Origin of the sequence: Nonomuraea sp. LPB2021202275-12-8, assembly GCF_037044575.1 — a bacterium.
In the GTDB taxonomy this organism is placed as follows: domain Bacteria; phylum Actinomycetota; class Actinomycetes; order Streptosporangiales; family Streptosporangiaceae; genus Nonomuraea.
The window spans coordinates 96,098-114,548 of record NZ_JBAHWD010000019.1 but is presented as its reverse complement, the minus strand read 5'-3'; the positions used below and the strand labels follow the sequence as shown (position 1 = coordinate 114,548).

The window sequence follows — 18,451 nt, the reverse complement described above, 5'->3', positions numbered from 1 at the left end:
ATCTTGATCACCCTTGCCTATATGCTGCCTACGACGTGTACGGCATATACGGGAAAGCCAACGCGGCGGACCTGGAGTCGCAGCACGCTTCACGGATCTTCGACTTCGAAGGCCGCAAGCACCGCCTATGGAGGACTCTTCGATGAACCCCACGGACAGCCCGATCGATTGGGTCTCCAAGCACATCAAGGAGTACGTCGAGACGGACGGGCGCAAGGGACACCGACGGTGGGGGGTGACGACGCTGCTGCTCATCACGCGGGGGCGAAGGTCGGGCCTGCCACGGAGGACGGCACTGATCTACGGAACGGACGGTGAGCGGCTGGTCGTCGTGGGATCGAACGGAGGTGCGGACACGCACCCCGCCTGGTATCTCAACCTGCTCGCCGAACCGTCTGCGCACGTGCAGGTGGGGGCGGAACAGTTCGCTGTGACGGCCGTGGAGGCGGAGGGAGAGGAACGACAACGCCTGTGGGAGATGATGGCGGGACTCTGGGGGGACTACGAGCGATATCGAACGAAGACCAGCAGGGCGATTCCGGTAGTGGTGCTGGAACGGGCCGGTTCCAGTGCCGGCTGACGATCTTCGGTCTCGCGTCCGTCACCACGGCCGCGTCACACCTTGACGATCATCTTTCCGGCGTTCCCGCCACCGAGCATGGCCAGGAAGGCGTCGACCACGCGGGCCAGGCCCTCGACGACCGTCTCTTCGCCACCAGGTCCGGCAAGAACCCGAATCCGCTCGACAACGGCCACGTATGGCAGCGCCATCCGGACTCGTACTCAGCGGGCGGGCGAGCGGGCAACCACGCTCGCCCGGCAACTCTACGCCGGCAACGCTCTTCGTCATGACCGGGTGAGGAGTTGGGTCTCCACTGCGTCGGTGACCGCGAGGTGGCGGCGGCGGCTCGGCATCATCATGGTCGGATGGGAGATGCTCCAGGCCGCGCTGGCGCAGATCATCTCCTTGATGCGGGCGGCGGTCCGGCCCGTGATGACGGTGGACGTGACCTGATCGTCGGAGGTCACGCGCTGGATGATTCCATCGCGGCGTCCCAGGCTGATGCACTGCAAGGAGTAGCCGATCGTGGTCTCGGGAACCTTGCGACCGGTCAAGCGCGCGGCGATGACGTCGGCTGCCAGCCACGCCATCGGGTTCGCCGAGGCGCAGGACATCCGCAGCGGCTTGCCACCCGCTCCTTCGGCGAGCGCGGCGTCGCCGACGGCGTACACATCGGGGTGCGAGACCGATCGCATACTGGCGTCGACGACGATCCCGCCACTGTCGGACACCTCAAGGGTGGTGGCGGCCGCGATCGGGTGCACTGTGAAACCCGCGGTCCACACGGTCACCTGGGCCCGGATCCTTCTGCCTGCACCGGTGACCACGCCGTTCGCTTCGACGCGCGTGATGTCGGCATGGTCGTGGACCGTGATGCCGAGCCGGTCCAAGGCGCCGCGCAAGTGGCGCTGGGCCTTGTCGCTGAGCCAGCCGCCGACGCGGGCGCGGGCGGCGATCGCGACTTCAAGGTCCGGGTGGGCTTCGGCGATCTCGGTGGCTGCCTCGACGCTGGTCAGGCCGCCGCCCACGATCAGCACGGTCCCACCGGGCTTCACCTCGCTCAGGCGCGCCCGCAGCCGGAGAGCGGCCTGCTTGCCGGCCACGTTGTAGGCGTGCTCTGCGACACCGGGGACGCCGTGATCGGCGATGGCGCTGCCCAGGGCGTACACGAGGGTGTCATAGGCGAGGGTCTCACCGCCGAGATCGACGGTCTTGCCTTCCACATCGACAGCGGTGACCCGCGCGGTCCGGACCTGGACGCCGGTGCCCGCGTAGAGGTCGCGCAGTGGGCGAGGCTGCAGATCTTGCCCGCTCGCGAGCTGGTGCATGCGCACCCGTTCGACGAACTCCGGGTCGCCGTTGACCAGGGTGATCTCGATGTCGTCGCGGTGCAGCCGCCTGGCGAGGCGACCGGCGGTGTTGGCTCCGGCGTACCCGGCTCCCAGGACGACGATGCGATGCTTCATGGCTCGCTCCTATCTGGTTGCTTTCACCTCCTGAACCGGACAGGCGCGCGATCCCTGACAGCGAACGAGTGTGATCTGGGTCACCAATTCACCACCAGCGGGCGATGGGGTCCAGCGGCCGCCCACTGGCGCGCGATGCGCTGAAGTTTGTCCGGGTTGACCTGGATGTGGATCGACGCCAGACCGCCGGGGGTCGCATCGAGGCAGAACACGCCGATGACCTGCTCGTCGACCTCGGCCAGCACGGCAGGACCGCCGTTGACGACGACGGCGTAGAAGGCGGGACTGCCACCGACGAAGGCTCGCTTGGCATCGCTCGGCTGGAAGAGAGCACGCAGGTACTTCGCGATGCCCGTCGCTCCGATGACCGGGGTCCTGCGGGCGTGAACCTTGCCGCCGCCGTCGGCCATGCTGACCGCGTCGTCGGCGAGCAGCCGGATCAGCGGCTCGGTGTCGCCGCTGAGGGCCGCGGCGAGAAACTCCTCGACGATCTTCCGCGCGGCGACCGCATCGATCTCCGTGCGGGATCGTTCGACGGCCAGATGCTGCTTGGCACGCCGGTAGATCTGCTGGCAGTTCGACTCGGTGATGTCCAGAATCTCCGCGATCTCGCGGTGCGCGTACCCGAACGCCTCGCGCAGCACATACACCACGCGCTCATTGGGGGACAGCCGCTCCATGAGGGTGAGCATCGCCATGGAGACCGACTCGCGCTGCTCGAGGGTGTCGGCGGGACCAAGTATCCGATCTCCGTCCAGCACCGGCTCAGGGAGCCACTGCCCCACGTAGGTCTCCCGCCTGGCCCGCGCCGAGGTGAGCTGATTGAGACAGAGATTGGTGAGCACCTTCGTCAGCCACGCTTCGGGCGTCTCGATCCGTTCCCGGTCCGCCGCATGCCAGCGCAGGTACGTATCCTGCACCGCGTCCTCCGCATCACCGGCCGATCCCAGCAGCCGGTAGGCGATCGCCTCCATGCGGCCCCTGGAGCTCTCGAACAGATCGACCTCGTGCGTGCGGAGCGACATTGCCCCATGATCGGTCATGTGCGCAGGCGGCGTCCACTCGCCCCATACACCCTGGATCACCCGTGTCAGACCGTGGCCAGCGATGCGGGCGGCGACATCAGGACGTTCGGCCGGCAGGCCTGCAGCGACCGATCGTCGTGATCTCTCCGCGTCCCGGGTCAGCCCCATGTACCCGAGCACGCCGTCCGCCCGCACCGCGATCCAGGCCGACGCCAGCTCGGCGGACGTCAGCCGGCCGCCGGGGTCGTCCGGCCAGTCCACGGGACAGCGGTCGGCCACATGGACCTGGGCAAGCGCCCCAGACGGGCAGGTCCTGCGGCGAATCCTCACCGGCCAGTCCTAGGCAACCACAAACGCCCGCGAACCCGGACAACGGCCCTGCGGGATCAGCTCTCTCATGCCCGAGTGCGGCCTGGGCTGCCCGGGCGGCGTGGGCGGCGTGGGCGGTGTGGGCGGCGACGCCCGGGATGCTGGAGGTGATGAACGAGCCGCCGCCGGCGAGGTCCCCGACCACGTTCAGGCGCGGGTCGGCCGGGACCAGCCCACCGGCGGGGTGCAGCGCCGCGAGCCCGCCGGCCAGCAGGGAGCCGACCAGCTGACCGGCCGCGTGCGGCACGGACTGCGGCGGCGGGTTCACGGCGTTGACGACGACGTCCGCGTCCCATGTACCGACGTCGCAGCGCACCCGGAACCGCCCCCGCGCCACTTCGACCTCGCGAACTCCCGCGGCGACGGTGAGTTGTCCGCTGTCGAACAACCGCATCAGGACGGACGCGTTGACCGGCACCATGGGCGAGGCCACGCTGGTCGCCAAGGAACCAGCGGCTGTCCCAGCAGGGCGTCGAGGTGGGCGGGGGCGCGCTCACCCAGCCAGGCCGCGTAGTGCCCGGCATCCAGGTGGCGGATCGACATGATGGCGGGTGGCGCGTTGACCAGCACGGCGTCCAGGTCGGGCCCGTACGGACGGCCCCGCCACAGGTTCGCCGACGGCTCGAACACGGTGACGCCGCCAGCCTCCGCGGCGGTGGCCGCCAGCCGATCCAGCAGAGCGACCGCGGCGGCGCCCGCTCCGACGATTGCGATGTCCATGTCTTCCCTTCGTCGCGTGTCAGGACCTCGAGCCTCACGCTCGCCGGAGCCGAGCCCCATCCCCCGTTCCAGGGGACCGGCGGCCGACGCTCCCCGCCAACCGTGGCCCCCTCAACTGAGGGGTTGGCCGCGAGTGGAGGATCGGGCAAGCTCGGCGGCGTCCCGATCACAGGAGGAGGCCCGATGACCGACCGGCGCCGTCAGGCCGAGGTGATGTCGGCCGCGGAGCGCGCCGGCGACGCGCTGGAGCTGTTCAGCCGCGCCTCGGACAGGTTGCGGCGGTTCGTTCCGTACGACGCGGCCGTGTGGACGGCCACGGACCCCGAGACCGGCCTGGTCACGGCGCCCATGCTGGTCATGAATCTGGGTTCCGGCGAGGACTGCGGCGCCTACTGGGAGAGCGAGTTCCTGGAGGAGAACGTCCTGGCGTTCCGGGACCTGGCCAGGGCCGCCGTCCCGGCGGCCGGTCTGCGCGCGGCCACCGGCGACCTGCCTGCGCGCATCGCCCGCTTCCGCCGCCTGCTCGCCCCGGGCGTGGACGCGAGCTGCGCGCCGTGTTGCGGATCGGCGAGCGGCCGTGGGGTGTGGTCAGCCTCTTCCGCATGCGGCCGGGCGCGGCGTTCGGCCCGGACGAGGTCGCGTTGCTCGCCAGCCTGTCCGGGCCGCTCGCCGACCGGCTGCGCCGGTTCGCCCGTCCCTCCGAGCCGGGCGGCGCGATCCGAGGCTCGGCGCCGGGGCTGCTGCTCTTCGACGAGTACGGCGAGGCCACGTCCCTCAACGAGGAGGCGCGCCACTATCTCGCGCTGCTGCCGGACGGCCCGTCCGTCCCGTCGGCGCTTGGCCTGAGACTGCCCATCTGGGTGGTCGGCACGGCCCTGCAGGCGCGGGCCATCGCCCGCGGCCGCGATCGGGGCAGCGCCCGGGTACGCATCCGCACCGTCGACGGCCAGTGGCTGACCTGCCACGCCTTCGGCAAGGCGGGTGTCTCCAGCCGGGGTGAGCTCGTCGCGCGGCTGTTCGCCGAGCGTCACTGACCGCCGCTTCCCATCGCCGCTCGCGGAGCATCGGAACGAGAAGCCGCGTCTGGCGGGGGCGACTTACCGTGGCGGCGCGGTCCGGGCCGAGGATGTCGTCGAGGTCGCGTTCCATGTCCTGCGGAGCGACTTTCTGGGGCTCACCGTGACGGCCAGACGATGTCGGCCGCAACGGTGCTTAGGCGTGCCGGATTTGTTCTCGACTGTCCCGATCTCCGTTCATGCTGCGTTCAGCGTGCTCCTGAACACTCAGCCGTCGGCACCCCGCCTCGCAGCAGGACGAAAGGCTCCACCGTGAAGGACAAGAACGACGAAGAGTCCCAGCTTTCCGGGCTCTCGCGGCGTCGGTTGGTCAAGTACGCCGGTGTCGGTGCGACGCTGGCCGCCGCGGCTCCCCTGATGGGCGGGACCCCGGCGCAGGCCGACGCCGAGCGCAGGTTCGGCGACAGAGGCAACGGGCGGATGTGGCGCGCGGGCGACCACCACGTCCACTCGGAGTACAGCGGCGAGTTCGACACCAAGACGAACCCGCCGACGTTCCACAAGGGCGCCGACGCGGTCTACCCGATCGTCACCAACGCGATCATGGCCAAGCACTTCGGTCTGACCTGGGCGATGTGCACCGACCACGGCGGCCCGACGCACTCGAAGGTCAACCTGGAGCAGGCCTACCCCGACCTGCTGCGCTCGCGCGTGCTCGTGCCCGAGGTGCTGCAGTTCTGGGGCATGGAGTTCGACGCCCCGGCACTGGACCACCACACGCTGATGATCCCGCACCACGCCGACGAGGCCCAGCAGTTGTTCGAGCTGGAGAGCCGTTTCGCCAAGCACGACGCCTTCCCCTCCGACCCGGGCCGCGACACCGAGGCCAAGATGGTGGAGTTCCTCAAGGCCGCACGGGGCATGCGGCAGAAGCCGCTGGTGATCGCCCACCACACGTCGCGCTCGGCGACCGGTCTGGGCGTGTGGGGCCAGGACACCCCTCGGGAGTTCCGCAACGGCAACAACGCCGCGCCCGACGTCTACGTCGGGTTCGAGGGCGCGCCGGGCCACCAGGCGGGCCCGCTGAACGGCGGGGCACGCGGCGGTTACGGCAACCACCCCACCTACGGAGGTTTCGACCAGATGACCGCCCGGGTCGGCGGCCTGTGGGACTCGCTGCTCGGCGAGGGCCGGCACTGGTGGATCACCGCGACCTCCGACTCGCACGTGCACTGGACCCGCGGCGGTGCGGACTTCTGGCCGGGCGAGTACAGCAAGACCTACGTGATGGCCCGCCAGGACTACGGCGACGTCATGGACGCCCTGCGCAACGGCCGGATCTTCGTCGCCACCGGCGACCTGATCACCGCCCTCGACGTCACGGCCAGGAACCAAGGCCGCGAGGCCACCGTGGGCGAGACTCTCACCGTCAGCAGCCGCAACCGGACCGACGTCGAGGTCGAGATCCGGTTTCGGCCGCTGGACCGCGCGAACGCCAACGGCGACCACCCGGAGGTGCAGCGCGTGGACCTGATCGTCGGTCAGGTCACGGGCGTGGGCGCCGACCTCGACGCCGACACCAACCCCACCACGAAGGTCGTGGCCCGCTTCGGCAGACGCGACTGGCGTCGGCAGGGTCAGGACCACGTCATCACGTACACCCTGCGCGATGTGGACAAGGACAGTTACATCCGGGTGCGCGGCACCGGCACCGACGAGATGGAGCCGCTCGCCGACGGCAAGGAGAGCCCCTGGGAAGACCTGTGGTTCTACTCCAACCCCGTCTTCGTCCGCGTCCGCTAGGTGGGAGCCACCTTGGCGTGAAGGGCGTGACCGGTGACGGTACGTTTCGTCACAGCCGCTGTGATCGGCCGGTTCGGCCTGCGAGGTGGCGCAGGCCGATCTCGGCGGGTCCAGGACGGGCGGGGACGCCCGAATCGACTCCGAGCCCGGCCCACCCGAACGCCGGGACGCGGCCGGGCGGCAAGCGCCTCGCTCCGCGCGGCTCCCCCGCATCCCCGCAGGTCAGCGGCATCTTCACAGAGCGGTGATACCCTCCCCCCATGACCTCGCAAGACCTCGCCAACCTCGCGCACCTGCGACGGGCGCGGGATCTGATCGACCGGGAGTACGCACGTCCGCTCGACGTGCCGACGATGGCTCACAGGGCGCTCATGTCGCCGGCGCACTTCTCGCGGCAGTTCCGGGCGGCCTATGGCGAGACCCCGTACAGCTACCTCATGACCCGCCGCATCGAGCGGGCGATGGCGCTGCTGCGCACGGGTATGAGCGTGACCGACGCGTGCATGGCGGTCGGCTGTACCTCGCTCGGCTCGTTCAGCTCGCGATTCACCGAGATCGTCGGGGAGACGCCGAGCGCCTACCGCGCCAGCGAGCACCGCGCCGTGACGGCGATGCCCCCGTGCGTGGCGAAGGTGCATACCCGGCCGACCAGGGACACGCCGAGCAGGATTCGAGAAGCGCAACGCGGAGCCGCCGCCTAGCGTTGGCCGCATGACCATCGCACTCCAGTACTGCCACATCACTGTCAATGACGTGGACGAGGCGCTCACCTTCTACCGCGACGCGCTCGGCCTCGAGGTGCGCAACGACGTCGCCTCCGGTGAATTCCGCTGGGTCACCCTCGGCAGCCCGACCCAGCCTGGCCTCGAGATCGTGCTCTCCGAGCCGCACGCCGGCCGATCCCAGGCCGACGGCGACGTCCTCCAGGAGCTGCTCACCAAGGGCGTTCTGCCGATGATCGTCTTCCGGACAGACGATCTCGACGCGACCTTCGAAAAGGTGCGGGAATCTGGCGCCGAGGTCCTGCAGGAGCCCATCGATCAGCCCTGGGGCCCGCGCGACTCCGCGTTCCGCGACCCCTCGGGCAACATGGTGCGGATCTCGCAGGAGCCGAAGGCGTAGCCGCAAGCGGGTGACCGCCGGGGTCCTCCGGTTATCAAGATCAAGCGTGCATCGCGCAGGCAGCCCGATCACGAGCTTCTCGAGCGGCGCGGCGTCCGGATCGCCAAGCTTGTACACCTTGTCGGAGGCGGTCGCGGCGCCCGGCGTGCTCGGCGTGGCGAACCACTGCTGCCGCGTGCTTCCCGGCTTGTCGAAGACGTCGGCGCGGAAGCGGGTCTCCTCCAGTTCCTCGGCCGGATCGGGCGTGATGAGCGCGGACATTCCCGCCTGGCTCACGATCGTGGGGTCGAGCGGCCAGACCCACTGGGACCGGCGGTTCGGCAGCGGGTAGGACCAGTGCAGGTAGTTCGAGTTGGTCACCGTGTACGAGACGTCGTCGGTCTTCCACGTGCTGCGCGAGTTCATGTACTTCGTGTACGGCCCGGCGTGCACCTCGAAGTCGACGCGGTGGAGCCGGGGATGCCGACCGGCGGCATCGGCCCGCTGAACGGCTTCTGCGAGATGGCCGGCGGGATCGGGCAGGAGGAGCGCTGCTCGTTGAAGGCCAGGATGCCGGCGGCGCCGGCGTCCCTGATCGGCCCCACGCGCTCGACCTGCAGGCCGCACTGCACTCCGAAGATGCCCTCGGCAGGCTCGGCGTCGATCAGGACGAGTGCTCCGCGCAGGTCCTTGCCAGCGAGATCCTCGGGCCGTCGCGGGCGTCGAGGGTGATCTCGGTGTCGCCGGTGATGGTGAGCTCGGGGTCGAACAGCCAGCCCCGGTTGGCGCGGTCGTCGCCGTCCACCCAGTCGAGCACCTGGAGCACGCTGACGGTGCCCGCGGGGACCCGGGTCACGACCACGCCCACGTCGTCGATGCGGTACGGGCCGAGCCCCCCTTGGTGCCGTCGACGTCGACGACGCTCATGGCCGTCGGGGTGCGCGGCTTGCCGTCCCTGTCCAGGGTGCGGATGGTCAGGTCGAACTTGGGGACGTCGCGCACCGCGCCCACCGGCGTGGTGAGCCGGACGCCGTCGGCCTCGGCCGTCACCGCTCCGCTGTAGGATGCAGTGCTCGTTCACCGGGGCGCCCATGGTGGTAACCCGATTATTCAACTGCACGAGAAGTGATAGATCAATGTCAGCCCTTGTGCGGCGATGTCGGGCAGGGGGACGACGCGACCACGCCTACAGGAACCGACCGAGCAGCAGTACGCGGATCGCGACCCCGGCAACCTGAGCCGCCCGGGGATCGCGGACATGACCTGCCCGGACGGCACCGTGAGACGCCGAGACGAGAGCTCGTCTCACGGTGTCCGCGAGGGCCTCGGTCAGGTGCCGACGTAGGCCGCGAGGTGCTCGCCGGTGAGGGTGGACCGGGCGGCGACGAGGTCGGCGGGGATGCCCTTGAAGACGATCTTGCCGCCGTCGTGGCCGGCGCCTGGGCCGAGGTCGATGATCCAGTCGGCGTGCGCCATGACCGCCTGGTGGTGCTCGATGACGATGACCGACTTGCCGGCGTCGACGAGCCGGTCGAGCAGGCTGAGCAGATGCTCGACGTCGGCGAGGTGGAGGCCGGTGGTCGGCTCGTCGAGGACGTAGACGCCGCCCTTGTCGGCCATGTGGGTGGCCAGCTTGAGCCGCTGCCGCTCGCCGCCGGACAGCGTGGTGAGCGGCTGGCCGAGACTGAGGTAGCCGAGCCCGACGTCGGCGAGCCGGTTGAGGATGGCGTGCGCGGCCGGGATGCGCGCCTCGCCGGCCCCGAAGAACTCCTCGGCCTCGCTCACCGACATCGCGAGCACCTCGCTGATGTCGCGCCCGCCGAGGTGGTAGTCCAGCACCGCCGCCTGGAACCGCTTCCCCTCGCACTCCTCGCAGGTGGTGGCGACGCCGGCCATCATCCCCAAATCGGTGTAGATGACGCCGGCGCCGTTGCAGTTGGGGCAGGCGCCTTCTGAGTTGGCGCTGAACAGCGCCGGCTTCACGCCGTTGGCCTTCGCGAACGCCTTGCGGATCGGGTCGAGCAGTCCGGTGTAGGTCGCCGGGTTGCTCCGCCGTGAGCCCTTGATCGCTCCCTGGTCGACCGAGACGACACCCGCGCCGGCGGGGATGGAGCCGTGGATCAGCGAGCTCTTGCCGGAGCCGGCGACGCCGGTGACGACGCAGAGCACCCCGAGCGGGATGTCGACGTCGACGTCCTGGAGGTTGTGGCGGGTGGCGCCGCGGATCTCCAGCGTGCCCTTGGGCGTCCGCAGCGTCTCCTTGAGGGCGGCCCGGTCGTCGAGGTGGCGGCCGGTGATGGTGCCGCTGCCCCGCAGGCCCTCCAGGGTCCCCTCGTAGCAAATGGTGCCGCCTGCCGTACCGGCGCCGGGGCCGAGGTCGACGACGTGGTCGGCGATCGCGATCGCCTCCGGCTTGTGCTCGACGACGAGCACCGTGTTGCCCTTGTCCCGCAGGCGCATCAGCAGCTCGTTCATCCGCTGGATGTCGTGGGGGTGCAGGCCGATGGTGGGCTCGTCGAAGACGTAGGTCACGTCGGTGAGCGCGGAGCCGAGGTGGCGGATCATCTTGGTGCGCTGTGCCTCACCGCCCGACAGCGTGCCCGCCGGCCGTTCGAGCGAGAGGTAGCCCAGCCCGATCTCCACGAACGAGTCGAGGGTGTGCAGCAGCTTGGCGAGCAGCGGTGCGACCGACGGCTCGTCGAGGCCGCGGACCCAGTCGGCCAGGTCGCTGATCTGCATCGCGCAGGCGTCGGCGATGTTGATCCCGCCGATCCGCGAGGAGCGGGCGGCCTCGCTGAGCCGGGTGCCATGGCACTCGGGACAGGTGGTGAAGGTGACCGCCCGGTCCACGAACGCCCGGATGTGCGGCTGCATCGCCTCCCTGTCCTTGGACAGGAACGACTTCTGGATCTTGGGGATCAGCCCCTCGTAGGTGAGGTTGACGCCGTCGACCTTCACCTTGACCGGCTCCCTGTAGAGGAAGTCGTTGAGCTCCTTCTTGGTGTACTTGCGGATCGGCTTGTTCGGGTCGACGAAGCCCGACTCGGCGTAGACCCGCACCGTCCAGAAGCTGTCCGACTTCCAGCCGGGGATGGTGAACGCGCCCTCGGCGAGCGACTTGGAGTCGTCGTAGAGCTGGGTGAGGTCGATGTCGGAGACCGTGCCCCGGCCTTCGCAGCGCAGGCACATGCCGCCGGTGATGCTGAAGTCGCGACGCTCCCTCACGGTCTTCCCGGCGCGCTCGATGTTGACCGCGCCGGCTCCGCTGATCGAGGCGACGTTGAAGGAGAACGCCTGGGGCGAGCCGATGTGCGGCTGCCCGAGCCGGCTGAAGAGGATGCGGAGCATCGCGTTGGCGTCGGTGGCGGTGCCGACGGTGGAGCGGGGGTCGGCACCCATCCGCTGCTGGTCGACGATGATCGCGGTTGTCAGCCCTTCGAGCACGTCGACCTCGGGCCGCGCCAGCGTCGGCATGAAGCCCTGGACGAAGGCGCTGTAGGTCTCGTTGATCAGCCGCTGCGACTCCGCGGCGATCGTGCTGAACACCAGCGAGCTCTTGCCCGAGCCGGAGACGCCGGTGAACACCGTCAGCCGTCGCTTGGGGATCTCGATGCTGACGTCTTTGAGGTTGTTCACGCGCGCGCCGTGCACGCGGATCACATCGTGAATGTCGGCAACGTGCAGCGCAGGCGACTGCGTGTCCGTCCTCGTGGCCATGCTTATCGTGTCTCCATCTCTTATGAGGAGCCGCCTTCGCGGTCTCCGGCGGCGTCGCCTGGCCCGATCTAACCAGCTTCGAGCAGTATGTCTGATTCTTCTTCGCTTCGGCCCCGTGGCGGCTCTGCACTCAGGCCAACCGGCGCGCGGCCGGAGCGGCAGCGGGCGGCACGATCGCGGGATGGCTCAGCGTAGTTCCTGGATGCGGATCAGGTTGCCGGCCGGGTCGCGGACGGCGCAGTCGCGTACGCCGTACTGCTGCTCGGTCGGTTCCTGGACGATCTCGGCGTCGCTGGCCTGCACCCGTTCGAAGGTGCGGTCGAGGTCGGGGGTGGCCAGGATGATGCCGGCGAAGGTGCCCTTGGCCATCATCTCGGCGATGGTGCGGCGCTCGTCGTCGGTGATGCCGGGGTCACCGGCAGGCGGCTGCAGGACGATGGACGTGCCGGGCTGGTCGGCCGGGCCGACCGTGATCCAGCGCATCCCCTCGTATCCGACGTCGTGGCGGACCTCGAAGCCGAGGGCGTCACGATAGAAGGCCAACGAGGCGTCCGGATCGTCATGCGGCAGGAAGCTCGCGTGAATGGTGATGTCCATGGCAGTCACGCTAGTTGCGGCTGCGTGACCCGCGCTTCTCGATTCCTGACCGGTCTGGTCACCTGTTTCGCGACGCACGACGGCATCTCCGCCGTCACGCGAGCCGTCTGGCCCCGATACGTGCTGGGCGGGACACCGACCAACTCGGTGAAGCGGGTGCTGAAGGTGCCCAGCGACGCGCAGCCGACCGCGAAACAGACCTCGGTGACGCTGAGCTCGCCATGACGCAGCAGCGCCATCGCGCGCTCGATGCGCCGGGTCATCAGATAGGCGTACGGCGACTCGCCGTAGGCGAGCCGGAACTGGCGGCTGAGGTGCCCGGCCGACATGTTCACCCCGCGGGCGAGCGCCTCGACGTCCAGCGGTTGCGCGTACTCCCGGTCGATCCGGTCGCGAACGCGGCGCAGCAGCGCGAGGTCGCGCAGGTGCTGCGCCGCGGCGGGTCTGCTGGCCACCTGCGCGATCGTGCCACGCCGCACCGGACTTGCCAAGCGCCGCTCTCGTCCCACCCACTCCGCGTCCGACGGCACGCCTCACAGGCTGCTACGTCCCCGATCGAAGAGGCCCGGCAGCCAGGCCGGCCTCCAGGTCTGCCAGCGCCCTGTCGATCTCGGCGGGTCCGTCCATGCCGGGGTCCTGTGCCCAGTGCAGCCAGACCATGGCCACGACCCCGAAGACCGCACCGGTGGCGTTCCGTATCCGCGGGTCGTCCGCACCGCATCCGGCCCTGTCCGCCACGATCTGGCTGACCTCACGGATCAGGCCCGGGCTTCTGCGCAGGTTGGCCACCAGCAGTTCGGGCACGGTGGCCGCGAACACCTCCCGGGCGTGTCCCGCGGCGATCTCCTCGGCGGACAGGGCGGCGAACGCCGTGCGGAACGCGCCGCGCAGCACGGTGACGGGCGCGCCCGGCGGCTGAGCGGCCAGGGCCTCGACGAGAGGCGGGAAGCCGTCGAGCGTGACCAGATGCTCCTTGGTCGGGAAGTAGCGGAAGAAGGTGGCGGGAGAGATCTCTGCGGCCTCGGCGATCTGCTCGACAGTGGTGGCGCTGTAGCCGCGCTCACGAAAGAGCCTGAACGCTTCGCGCAGGATCGCCTCTCTGGTCTTGGCCTTCTTGCGTTCGCGTAGCCCACCGTCACCCATGCGCGAAATCCTACCGTGCACGCAATTGAGGGTATACCTTCAAAAGAAAGCTCACTCTCACATTTTGACGCACCTACGACAACGGAGGAGGCCCGTCATGGGCAACGACGTCAACGGCCTGCATCACGTGGGCCACATCGTGCGGGACTTGAACCAGGCGAGCGAGCTCTATCGGCGACTCGGCTTCACCGTGCCGGCACCCGCCTTCCCCGTCCTGCCGCGCGTTCCGGGAGGCCCCGCCGAGCCGTTCGGGGTGGCCAACACCCATGTGTACTTCCCCGGCAACTTCATCGAGCTGGTGGCCGTCATCGAAGATCCCGGCCGCATGCCCGGCGAAGCCCGGCCGATCCCGCTGCAGGTGCCCGACGACCAGCTGCCGGGGCTGATGGCCGCCATCCGCGCCACCGCCGCCAGCATCGCGTCCTTTCTGCACCGTTTCCAGGGCGTCCACATCGTGATCGCCGACACACCGGACATCGACCGGGTCGCGGCGCGGCTCACCGCGGCCGGCGTCGGCCACGGCGGTGTGCACGCCATCCAGCGACCTGTCGAGACCAGCGCGGGGACCACGATGGAGCCCGTCCGTTACCTGGAGATCTCCGAGCCCGATCTGCCTCCGGGGCGCGTGCCGGAAGGCAGGATCGGGTTCGCCGAGAACACCCCTCTGGGGGTGCTTGAGGACCGGCAGCGCACCGGTCATCCCAACGGTGCGACCGGGCTGGTCGAATGCGTGCTGTGCGTCGCCGACCCGGCGCTGCCCGAGCTGGAGCGGCGCTTCGGCACCTACTTCGGCCAGGGAGCAGCTGGCCAGGTGGCGCGTTTCGACCAGGCCGGCGTCACCGTCGTGGCCGCATCAGCGCTCGCCTCCCTGCTGCCCGGCAAGCGCCCGGCGACCCTGCCGGCGTTCGTCGCGTACGCGGTGTCCGTACGCGACCTCACCGCCACCGAGCGGCTCCTGCACGACAACGACGTCCCGATCACCCGCACCGGCCGCGGTGAGGTGTTCGTGCCGGCCGACGCCGCGCTGGGCACCGCCGTCGTCTTCCGTCAGGAAGACTGAAGCGGCACGCAGCGGACGCCAGGCGGCCGCTGCGATGACGGTCACGGCGGCAGCGGCTGCCCAGAGCGGCGCGGCCTGGGCGATCAACCCGCCGAGCAGCGATCCGGCTGCGGCGCCGCCCACCTGGGTGAGGGCGTAGACGCTGCCGGCCAGTCCGCGTAGTTCGTCCGGCACCGCCTGCTGGAACTGGGTGGCCACGACGATCCCCCAGGGCACGCCGTCGCCGACGTTGGACACCGCCGAGGCGGTCCACAGCTTGGAGAAGTCCGCGCCGAGACGCGCGGACATGAGAGCACGCAAAACAGAGACCTCAGCAAAGGAAACGGTCATGGGATCGAAGACCGCTTCGAAGCGAGGAGCGTCGACCAGCTGCTTAGCGGGCGCGCCCTCGCGTCGAGACGGCGACCGTGACCTTGCTTTGCTGCATGAACACCTCCGGGACGCGACCGATGTCCCGAAAAGGCTAGCCCAGTTCCCGGCAGTTCGCCGGGGGCGGCGTCACGCGTGGGGGGCGGCCAGGATGGATAGCACCGTCGCGGTGACGACGTGGGCGACATCCTCTGTCTTCAGGCGCTTGGCGCGGTTCTCCTCCGCGGCGCCTTTCATGACGTGGTGCACGACGCTGACCAGCCAGGTGATCGGCAGGTCGGTACGGAACGCGCCTTCGTCCTGACCGCGGCGAATGAGTTCTTCGACGCGCTGGGCAGGGGCGGCGTGCAGCTCGCGGATGCGCCCGACGGGAAGGGTTCCCTGGGCTGCCGCCAGCAGTGACATCGATTCGACCACCAGGGCCCAGCTGGAGTCGAGCAGCCGGGTCAGGGCGTCTTGCGCGTCGCCGCCGAGGTCGACGGCCGACAGTGCCTCCTCGCCGGCGCGCAGCGCTTCGGCCAGGGCGGCTTCGACCAGCTCCGCCCGGTTGCGGAAGTGACCGTAGAGCGTCATCCGGCCTACTCCGGCGGCCTTGGCGATGTCGTCGATGCTCGCGTGCGGATCAGTGCCGAGGCTCTCGCGTGCTGCGGAGACGATGCGGGCGATGTTGCGTTCGGCGTCTGCGCGGCGACGCGGGCCGGCGGCGGTAGGCATGCCACCAGCTTAACTCGTACGGGAATGTACGTGTTACTGTCACCGTTGGAAGTCGTACATCGGAGTACGACTTATGGTGAGAGGTGTTCGATGACCGAACAGATCCACGACCCATCCGCGCAGGGTGGTTCGCCTCATCCGTTGCGATGGCGCATCCTGGGTTTCCTCGGGGTGGCCCAGCTGATACTGATCCTCGACGTCACCGTCGTGGCCATCGCACTGCCCCACATCGAGACCGACCTGGGCCTGAGCCGCCAGGCCGTGACGTGGACGGTCACCGCTTACACGCTGACGTTCGGCGGCCTGATGCTGCTGGGCGGGCGGATCGCCGACCTGATCGGGGCCAGGCGGGTGGTCCTCGCCGGCCTGCTGATCTTCACGGCGGCGTCACTGGTGACCGGGTTAGCCGGCTCGGCCGACATGCTGCTGGGCGGCCGCATCGCGCAGGGACTCGGCGCGGCGCTGCTGTCTCCGTCGGCCCTGTCACTGGTGGTGCGCCTGTTCGACGGTGACGAGCGGAACAAGGCCCTGGGGGTCTGGTCCGCGCTCGGCGGTGGCGGCGCGGCCCTCGGCGTGATTCTGGGAGGACTGCTCACCGCCGGCCCAGGCTGGCCATGGGTGTTCTACGTCAACGTGCCCATCGGACTGGTGATCGTCGCGGCGCTCGCCCGGATGCTGCCGCGCCAGAGTGTCGCCGCGCCCCGGCCCCGGCTCGACGTGCTCGGCGCCCTGCTGGTCACCGCTTCATCCGGCGTCCTGATCTACGCGATCACCCGCGCCGGAGACCACGGATGGTTCACCGCCACGACGGGCTGGCTCGTCCTGGCGGCCGGGATCGGCTACCTGGCGTTCGTGACAAGGCAGAAGACCGCCCGGTCACCGCTGATGGACGTCGCACTGCTGGCCCGGCGCCCGGTGGCCACCGGCACGTTCCTCATCCTGATGGCCACCGCCCTGATGATCGCGGTGTTCTTCCTCGGCACGTTCTACTTCCAGCACGCACAGGGTTTCGGCACGCTGCAGACAGGGCTGCTGTTCCTGCCGGTCGCGGGAGCGACGATGTTCGGGGCCAACCTCACCGGCCGGGCCATCGCCAAGGCGGGGTCGCGCCGGCTCGGCGTGGCCGGGCTGCTCGCCGCCGCGATCGGCATGGCCATGCCCGCGCTGTCGATGCACCCCGCGATAGTGGTGGCCGGTATGGCGATAGCAGGCGCCGGGACCGGCGCGATCTTCGTCGTGGCCTCGGCGACCGCCCTCGGTCAGGTGGCCCCGCACGAATCCGGCATCGCCTCCGGCATCGTCAGCACGTTCCACGAGTTCGGTGCCTCCATCGGAGCCGCGGTCATCTCCAGCGTGGCGGCGGCCAGCCTCACCACAGATACCCTTTCCGGGTTCAGCAACGGCTTCGTCCTCGCCGCGCTCGCCGCCGTCGCGGCAGCGGCGGTGACCGCCGTCCTGACACCCGGGCGGGCCGGCGCAGGCCGATGAGCAGCCGGTCGTGGAGCGCGGCGCTGAACCCACGGGCGCCCACGGGGGCGTCGCTCAGGAGGGAGACGCGGCGATCTGTACGCGGTGGCTGTCGTCGTCGGAGAGGAACGACGCCAGCGCTCGCGCCTGCTCGGCCACGGCGGCGCGGTCGGTCCGAGAGAAGAGGCGCAGTGGGGTGACCGTCACGGTGCCGGCCGTCACGCTCCAGGTCGCGGAGACCCGGCCGTCGACCAGGACGACGCGGGCGCCGGCGACCGACAGGCCGCGGTGGGCGTCGTCGACGATCCGGCTGCGGTCGTGGTAACCCAGGAGCGCGTTGTCGAACGCCGGCAGGAACCGCACCGGGGCGGGCGTGTCGGGGTCGGGGCGCGGCGCGTCGGGGAGGTCCAGTAACTCCCGGCCCCGCTCGTCGCGGAAGGTGACCAGCTCCTCGCGTATCGCGGCCACCGCGGCCGGCAGTCCGGCCAGGCCGCACCAGGCGCGCAGGTCGGCCGCGGCGGCGGGGCCGAACGCGGCCAGATAGCGCCGTACCAGCGCCTGGCCCACTGGATCGGAGCCGTCCGGGGAAGGAGGGGCGATCTCGCGGCCCAGCCAGGACGAGAGCGGGACGTTGCGCACTCCCGCCCTCGTCCGCCAGAGCCCGCGCGGCGGCAGCTGCGCCATCGGGACGAGGGCGGCGATCAGCATCTCGCCCAGAGCCCGCGGCCCCGGCGCCGGCCAGCGCTCGGCCAGCGCCCGCGCGAGCTCGGTCATCGAACGCGGCTCGTCGTCGGCCATCACCGCCCGGCCTGCGGTCGCGAGCTCGTCGAGGTCCACCCCGGCGAGCTCGCGGCGGTAGTTCCCGAGTACCCGTTGGCGCAGCATGGCGTCGTGACGGGCCCGCCAGGCCAGGGCGTCGTCGGCGGTGAGGAGATGGACGGTGCGGCGCATGAGGTGGGTCCGCACCACGCTCCGCCGGATCAGCAGGTCCGAGAGCACCGCGGGGTCGAACGCGCGCAGCCGCGACCAGAGCCCGACGAACGGTTCCTGCGGTTCCTGCGCCTGCAGGCCGCACAGGTGCGCGACGGCGTCGAGGACCGGCACGTCGGCGCGATCGAGCAGCAACTGCCGGGCGAGCGTCGCGCGGTTGAGCGCCCGGGTGCCGAGAACGGTCATCGGCTCATGCCGCGGCGCGCGTGCTCGACCTCGGTGACGAGCCGGCGCCGTGAGCTGCCGCCGCGGTCGGCCCCCTCCCCCATCGAGCCGATGACCCCCAGCTCGCGCATCTTCACGGTGAAGCCGTTCCCTTCGATTGCGTACAC

23 protein-coding genes are annotated in these 18,451 nt (G+C 70.1%); 8 read left to right on the top strand and 15 right to left on the bottom strand.

The genetic code is table 11. From position 1 onward, the window contains the following. The first annotated feature begins 142 nt into the window (after positions 1-142). On the top strand, positions 143-580 hold the full coding sequence (locus V5E28_RS29905) for a nitroreductase family deazaflavin-dependent oxidoreductase (protein ID WP_336211798.1): 438 nt from the start codon (positions 143-145) through the stop codon (positions 578-580). 35 nt (positions 581-615) lie between these two features. Here the strand turns inward: V5E28_RS29905 and V5E28_RS29900 are convergent, their stop codons facing one another. The 5 genes from V5E28_RS29900 to V5E28_RS29880 form a co-directional block, all read right to left on the bottom strand. Further along, positions 616-771, bottom strand: a complete 156-nt coding sequence (locus tag V5E28_RS29900; RefSeq protein ID WP_336211796.1) for a hypothetical protein — start codon at positions 769-771, stop codon at positions 616-618. 75 nt (positions 772-846) lie between these two features. Continuing rightward, complete coding sequence (locus V5E28_RS29895; protein WP_336211794.1) at positions 847-2,028, bottom strand: NAD(P)/FAD-dependent oxidoreductase; 1,182 nt, start codon at positions 2,026-2,028, stop codon at positions 847-849. 80 nt (positions 2,029-2,108) lie between these two features. Beyond that, positions 2,109-3,248: an RNA polymerase sigma-70 factor gene (locus tag V5E28_RS29890; protein ID WP_336211793.1), complete on the bottom strand. Its 1,140-nt coding sequence runs from the start codon at positions 3,246-3,248 to the stop codon at positions 2,109-2,111. Positions 3,249-3,815: 567 nt separating this feature from the next. Further along, positions 3,816-4,142 carry an FAD/NAD(P)-binding protein gene (locus V5E28_RS29885; RefSeq protein WP_336211792.1) on the bottom strand — a complete coding sequence of 109 codons (327 nt, stop codon included), beginning with the start codon at positions 4,140-4,142 and terminating at the stop codon, positions 3,816-3,818. Positions 4,143-4,342: 200 nt separating this feature from the next. Next, positions 4,343-4,501 carry a hypothetical protein gene (locus V5E28_RS29880; RefSeq protein WP_336211790.1) on the bottom strand — a complete coding sequence of 53 codons (159 nt, stop codon included), beginning with the start codon at positions 4,499-4,501 and terminating at the stop codon, positions 4,343-4,345. A gap of 195 nt (positions 4,502-4,696) precedes the next feature. Between V5E28_RS29880 and V5E28_RS29875 the strand changes: the two genes are divergently transcribed. From V5E28_RS29875 to V5E28_RS29855, 5 genes are all read left to right on the top strand, one after another. Next, on the top strand, positions 4,697-5,176 hold the full coding sequence (locus tag V5E28_RS29875; RefSeq protein ID WP_336211789.1) for a hypothetical protein: 480 nt from the start codon (positions 4,697-4,699) through the stop codon (positions 5,174-5,176). Positions 5,177-5,470: 294 nt separating this feature from the next. After that, positions 5,471-6,961 carry a phosphoesterase gene (locus V5E28_RS29870; protein ID WP_336211788.1) on the top strand — a complete coding sequence of 497 codons (1,491 nt, stop codon included), beginning with the start codon at positions 5,471-5,473 and terminating at the stop codon, positions 6,959-6,961. Between the two features lie 260 nt (positions 6,962-7,221). Beyond that, a complete protein-coding gene (locus V5E28_RS29865; protein ID WP_336211786.1) occupies positions 7,222-7,662 on the top strand; it encodes a helix-turn-helix transcriptional regulator in 441 nt (146 codons plus the stop codon). 10 nt (positions 7,663-7,672) lie between these two features. After that, positions 7,673-8,083 carry a VOC family protein gene (locus V5E28_RS29860; protein WP_336211785.1) on the top strand — a complete coding sequence of 137 codons (411 nt, stop codon included), beginning with the start codon at positions 7,673-7,675 and terminating at the stop codon, positions 8,081-8,083. Between the two features lie 109 nt (positions 8,084-8,192). Beyond that, entirely contained in the window at positions 8,193-8,414 is a 222-nt protein-coding gene (locus tag V5E28_RS29855; RefSeq protein ID WP_336211784.1) for a hypothetical protein, read from the top strand. A gap of 70 nt (positions 8,415-8,484) precedes the next feature. Here V5E28_RS29855 and V5E28_RS29850 read toward each other — a convergent pair whose 3' ends face one another. The 7 genes from V5E28_RS29850 to V5E28_RS29820 form a co-directional block, all read right to left on the bottom strand. Beyond that, positions 8,485-8,667: a hypothetical protein gene (locus tag V5E28_RS29850; RefSeq protein ID WP_336211782.1), complete on the bottom strand. Its 183-nt coding sequence runs from the start codon at positions 8,665-8,667 to the stop codon at positions 8,485-8,487. A gap of 59 nt (positions 8,668-8,726) precedes the next feature. Next, positions 8,727-8,930 carry a hypothetical protein gene (locus tag V5E28_RS29845; protein ID WP_336211781.1) on the bottom strand — a complete coding sequence of 68 codons (204 nt, stop codon included), beginning with the start codon at positions 8,928-8,930 and terminating at the stop codon, positions 8,727-8,729. Further along, entirely contained in the window at positions 8,915-9,112 is a 198-nt protein-coding gene (locus tag V5E28_RS29840) for a hypothetical protein (RefSeq protein ID WP_336211779.1), read from the bottom strand. The genes V5E28_RS29845 and V5E28_RS29840 overlap by 16 nt, the downstream gene beginning before the upstream one ends. A gap of 279 nt (positions 9,113-9,391) precedes the next feature. Further along, on the bottom strand, positions 9,392-11,779 hold the full coding sequence (locus V5E28_RS29835) for an excinuclease ABC subunit UvrA (RefSeq protein ID WP_336211777.1): 2,388 nt from the start codon (positions 11,777-11,779) through the stop codon (positions 9,392-9,394). Positions 11,780-11,965: 186 nt separating this feature from the next. Next, positions 11,966-12,376, bottom strand: a complete 411-nt coding sequence (locus V5E28_RS29830; RefSeq protein WP_336211776.1) for a VOC family protein — start codon at positions 12,374-12,376, stop codon at positions 11,966-11,968. Positions 12,377-12,381: 5 nt separating this feature from the next. Further along, entirely contained in the window at positions 12,382-12,831 is a 450-nt protein-coding gene (locus V5E28_RS29825) for a helix-turn-helix transcriptional regulator (protein WP_336211774.1), read from the bottom strand. Between the two features lie 88 nt (positions 12,832-12,919). Next, positions 12,920-13,519: a TetR family transcriptional regulator gene (locus V5E28_RS29820; RefSeq protein ID WP_336211773.1), complete on the bottom strand. Its 600-nt coding sequence runs from the start codon at positions 13,517-13,519 to the stop codon at positions 12,920-12,922. A gap of 97 nt (positions 13,520-13,616) precedes the next feature. Between V5E28_RS29820 and V5E28_RS29815 the strand changes: the two genes are divergently transcribed. Beyond that, complete coding sequence (locus V5E28_RS29815; protein ID WP_336211772.1) at positions 13,617-14,579, top strand: VOC family protein; 963 nt, start codon at positions 13,617-13,619, stop codon at positions 14,577-14,579. Positions 14,580-15,077: 498 nt separating this feature from the next. Here the strand turns inward: V5E28_RS29815 and V5E28_RS29810 are convergent, their stop codons facing one another. Further along, entirely contained in the window at positions 15,078-15,662 is a 585-nt protein-coding gene (locus V5E28_RS29810) for a TetR/AcrR family transcriptional regulator (RefSeq protein ID WP_336211770.1), read from the bottom strand. 90 nt (positions 15,663-15,752) lie between these two features. Here V5E28_RS29810 and V5E28_RS29805 point away from each other — a divergent pair, with 90 nt between their 5' ends. Beyond that, positions 15,753-17,150 carry an MFS transporter gene (locus tag V5E28_RS29805; RefSeq protein ID WP_336211768.1) on the top strand — a complete coding sequence of 466 codons (1,398 nt, stop codon included), beginning with the start codon at positions 15,753-15,755 and terminating at the stop codon, positions 17,148-17,150. Between the two features lie 54 nt (positions 17,151-17,204). On the opposite strand, the gene V5E28_RS29800 is transcribed toward V5E28_RS29805, so the two are convergent. Together V5E28_RS29800 and V5E28_RS29795 are read right to left on the bottom strand one after the other, a co-directional pair. After that, on the bottom strand, positions 17,205-18,305 hold the full coding sequence (locus V5E28_RS29800; protein WP_336211767.1) for a winged helix DNA-binding domain-containing protein: 1,101 nt from the start codon (positions 18,303-18,305) through the stop codon (positions 17,205-17,207). Next, positions 18,302-18,451, bottom strand: a complete 150-nt coding sequence (locus V5E28_RS29795; protein ID WP_336211764.1) for a hypothetical protein — start codon at positions 18,449-18,451, stop codon at positions 18,302-18,304. Before V5E28_RS29795 ends, V5E28_RS29800 begins: the two co-directional genes overlap by 4 nt.

Coding starts and splice junctions, on each gene's coding strand:
- V5E28_RS29905 (WP_336211798.1), top strand. CDS start 143: ATGAACCCCACGGACAGCCCGATCGATTGGGTCTCCAAGCACATCAAG.
- V5E28_RS29900 (WP_336211796.1), bottom strand. CDS start 771: ATGGCGCTGCCATACGTGGCCGTTGTCGAGCGGATTCGGGTTCTTGCC.
- V5E28_RS29895 (WP_336211794.1), bottom strand. CDS start 2,028: ATGAAGCATCGCATCGTCGTCCTGGGAGCCGGGTACGCCGGAGCCAAC.
- V5E28_RS29885 (WP_336211792.1), bottom strand. CDS start 4,142: ATGGACATCGCAATCGTCGGAGCGGGCGCCGCCGCGGTCGCTCTGCTG.
- V5E28_RS29880 (WP_336211790.1), bottom strand. CDS start 4,501: ATGACCAGCATGGGCGCCGTGACCAGGCCGGTCTCGGGGTCCGTGGCC.
- V5E28_RS29865 (WP_336211786.1), top strand. CDS start 7,222: ATGACCTCGCAAGACCTCGCCAACCTCGCGCACCTGCGACGGGCGCGG.
- V5E28_RS29860 (WP_336211785.1), top strand. CDS start 7,673: ATGACCATCGCACTCCAGTACTGCCACATCACTGTCAATGACGTGGAC.
- V5E28_RS29835 (WP_336211777.1), bottom strand. CDS start 11,779: ATGGCCACGAGGACGGACACGCAGTCGCCTGCGCTGCACGTTGCCGAC.
- V5E28_RS29830 (WP_336211776.1), bottom strand. CDS start 12,376: ATGGACATCACCATTCACGCGAGCTTCCTGCCGCATGACGATCCGGAC.
- V5E28_RS29820 (WP_336211773.1), bottom strand. CDS start 13,519: ATGGGTGACGGTGGGCTACGCGAACGCAAGAAGGCCAAGACCAGAGAG.
- V5E28_RS29815 (WP_336211772.1), top strand. CDS start 13,617: ATGGGCAACGACGTCAACGGCCTGCATCACGTGGGCCACATCGTGCGG.
- V5E28_RS29810 (WP_336211770.1), bottom strand. CDS start 15,662: ATGCCTACCGCCGCCGGCCCGCGTCGCCGCGCAGACGCCGAACGCAAC.
- V5E28_RS29805 (WP_336211768.1), top strand. CDS start 15,753: ATGACCGAACAGATCCACGACCCATCCGCGCAGGGTGGTTCGCCTCAT.
- V5E28_RS29800 (WP_336211767.1), bottom strand. CDS start 18,305: ATGACCGTTCTCGGCACCCGGGCGCTCAACCGCGCGACGCTCGCCCGG.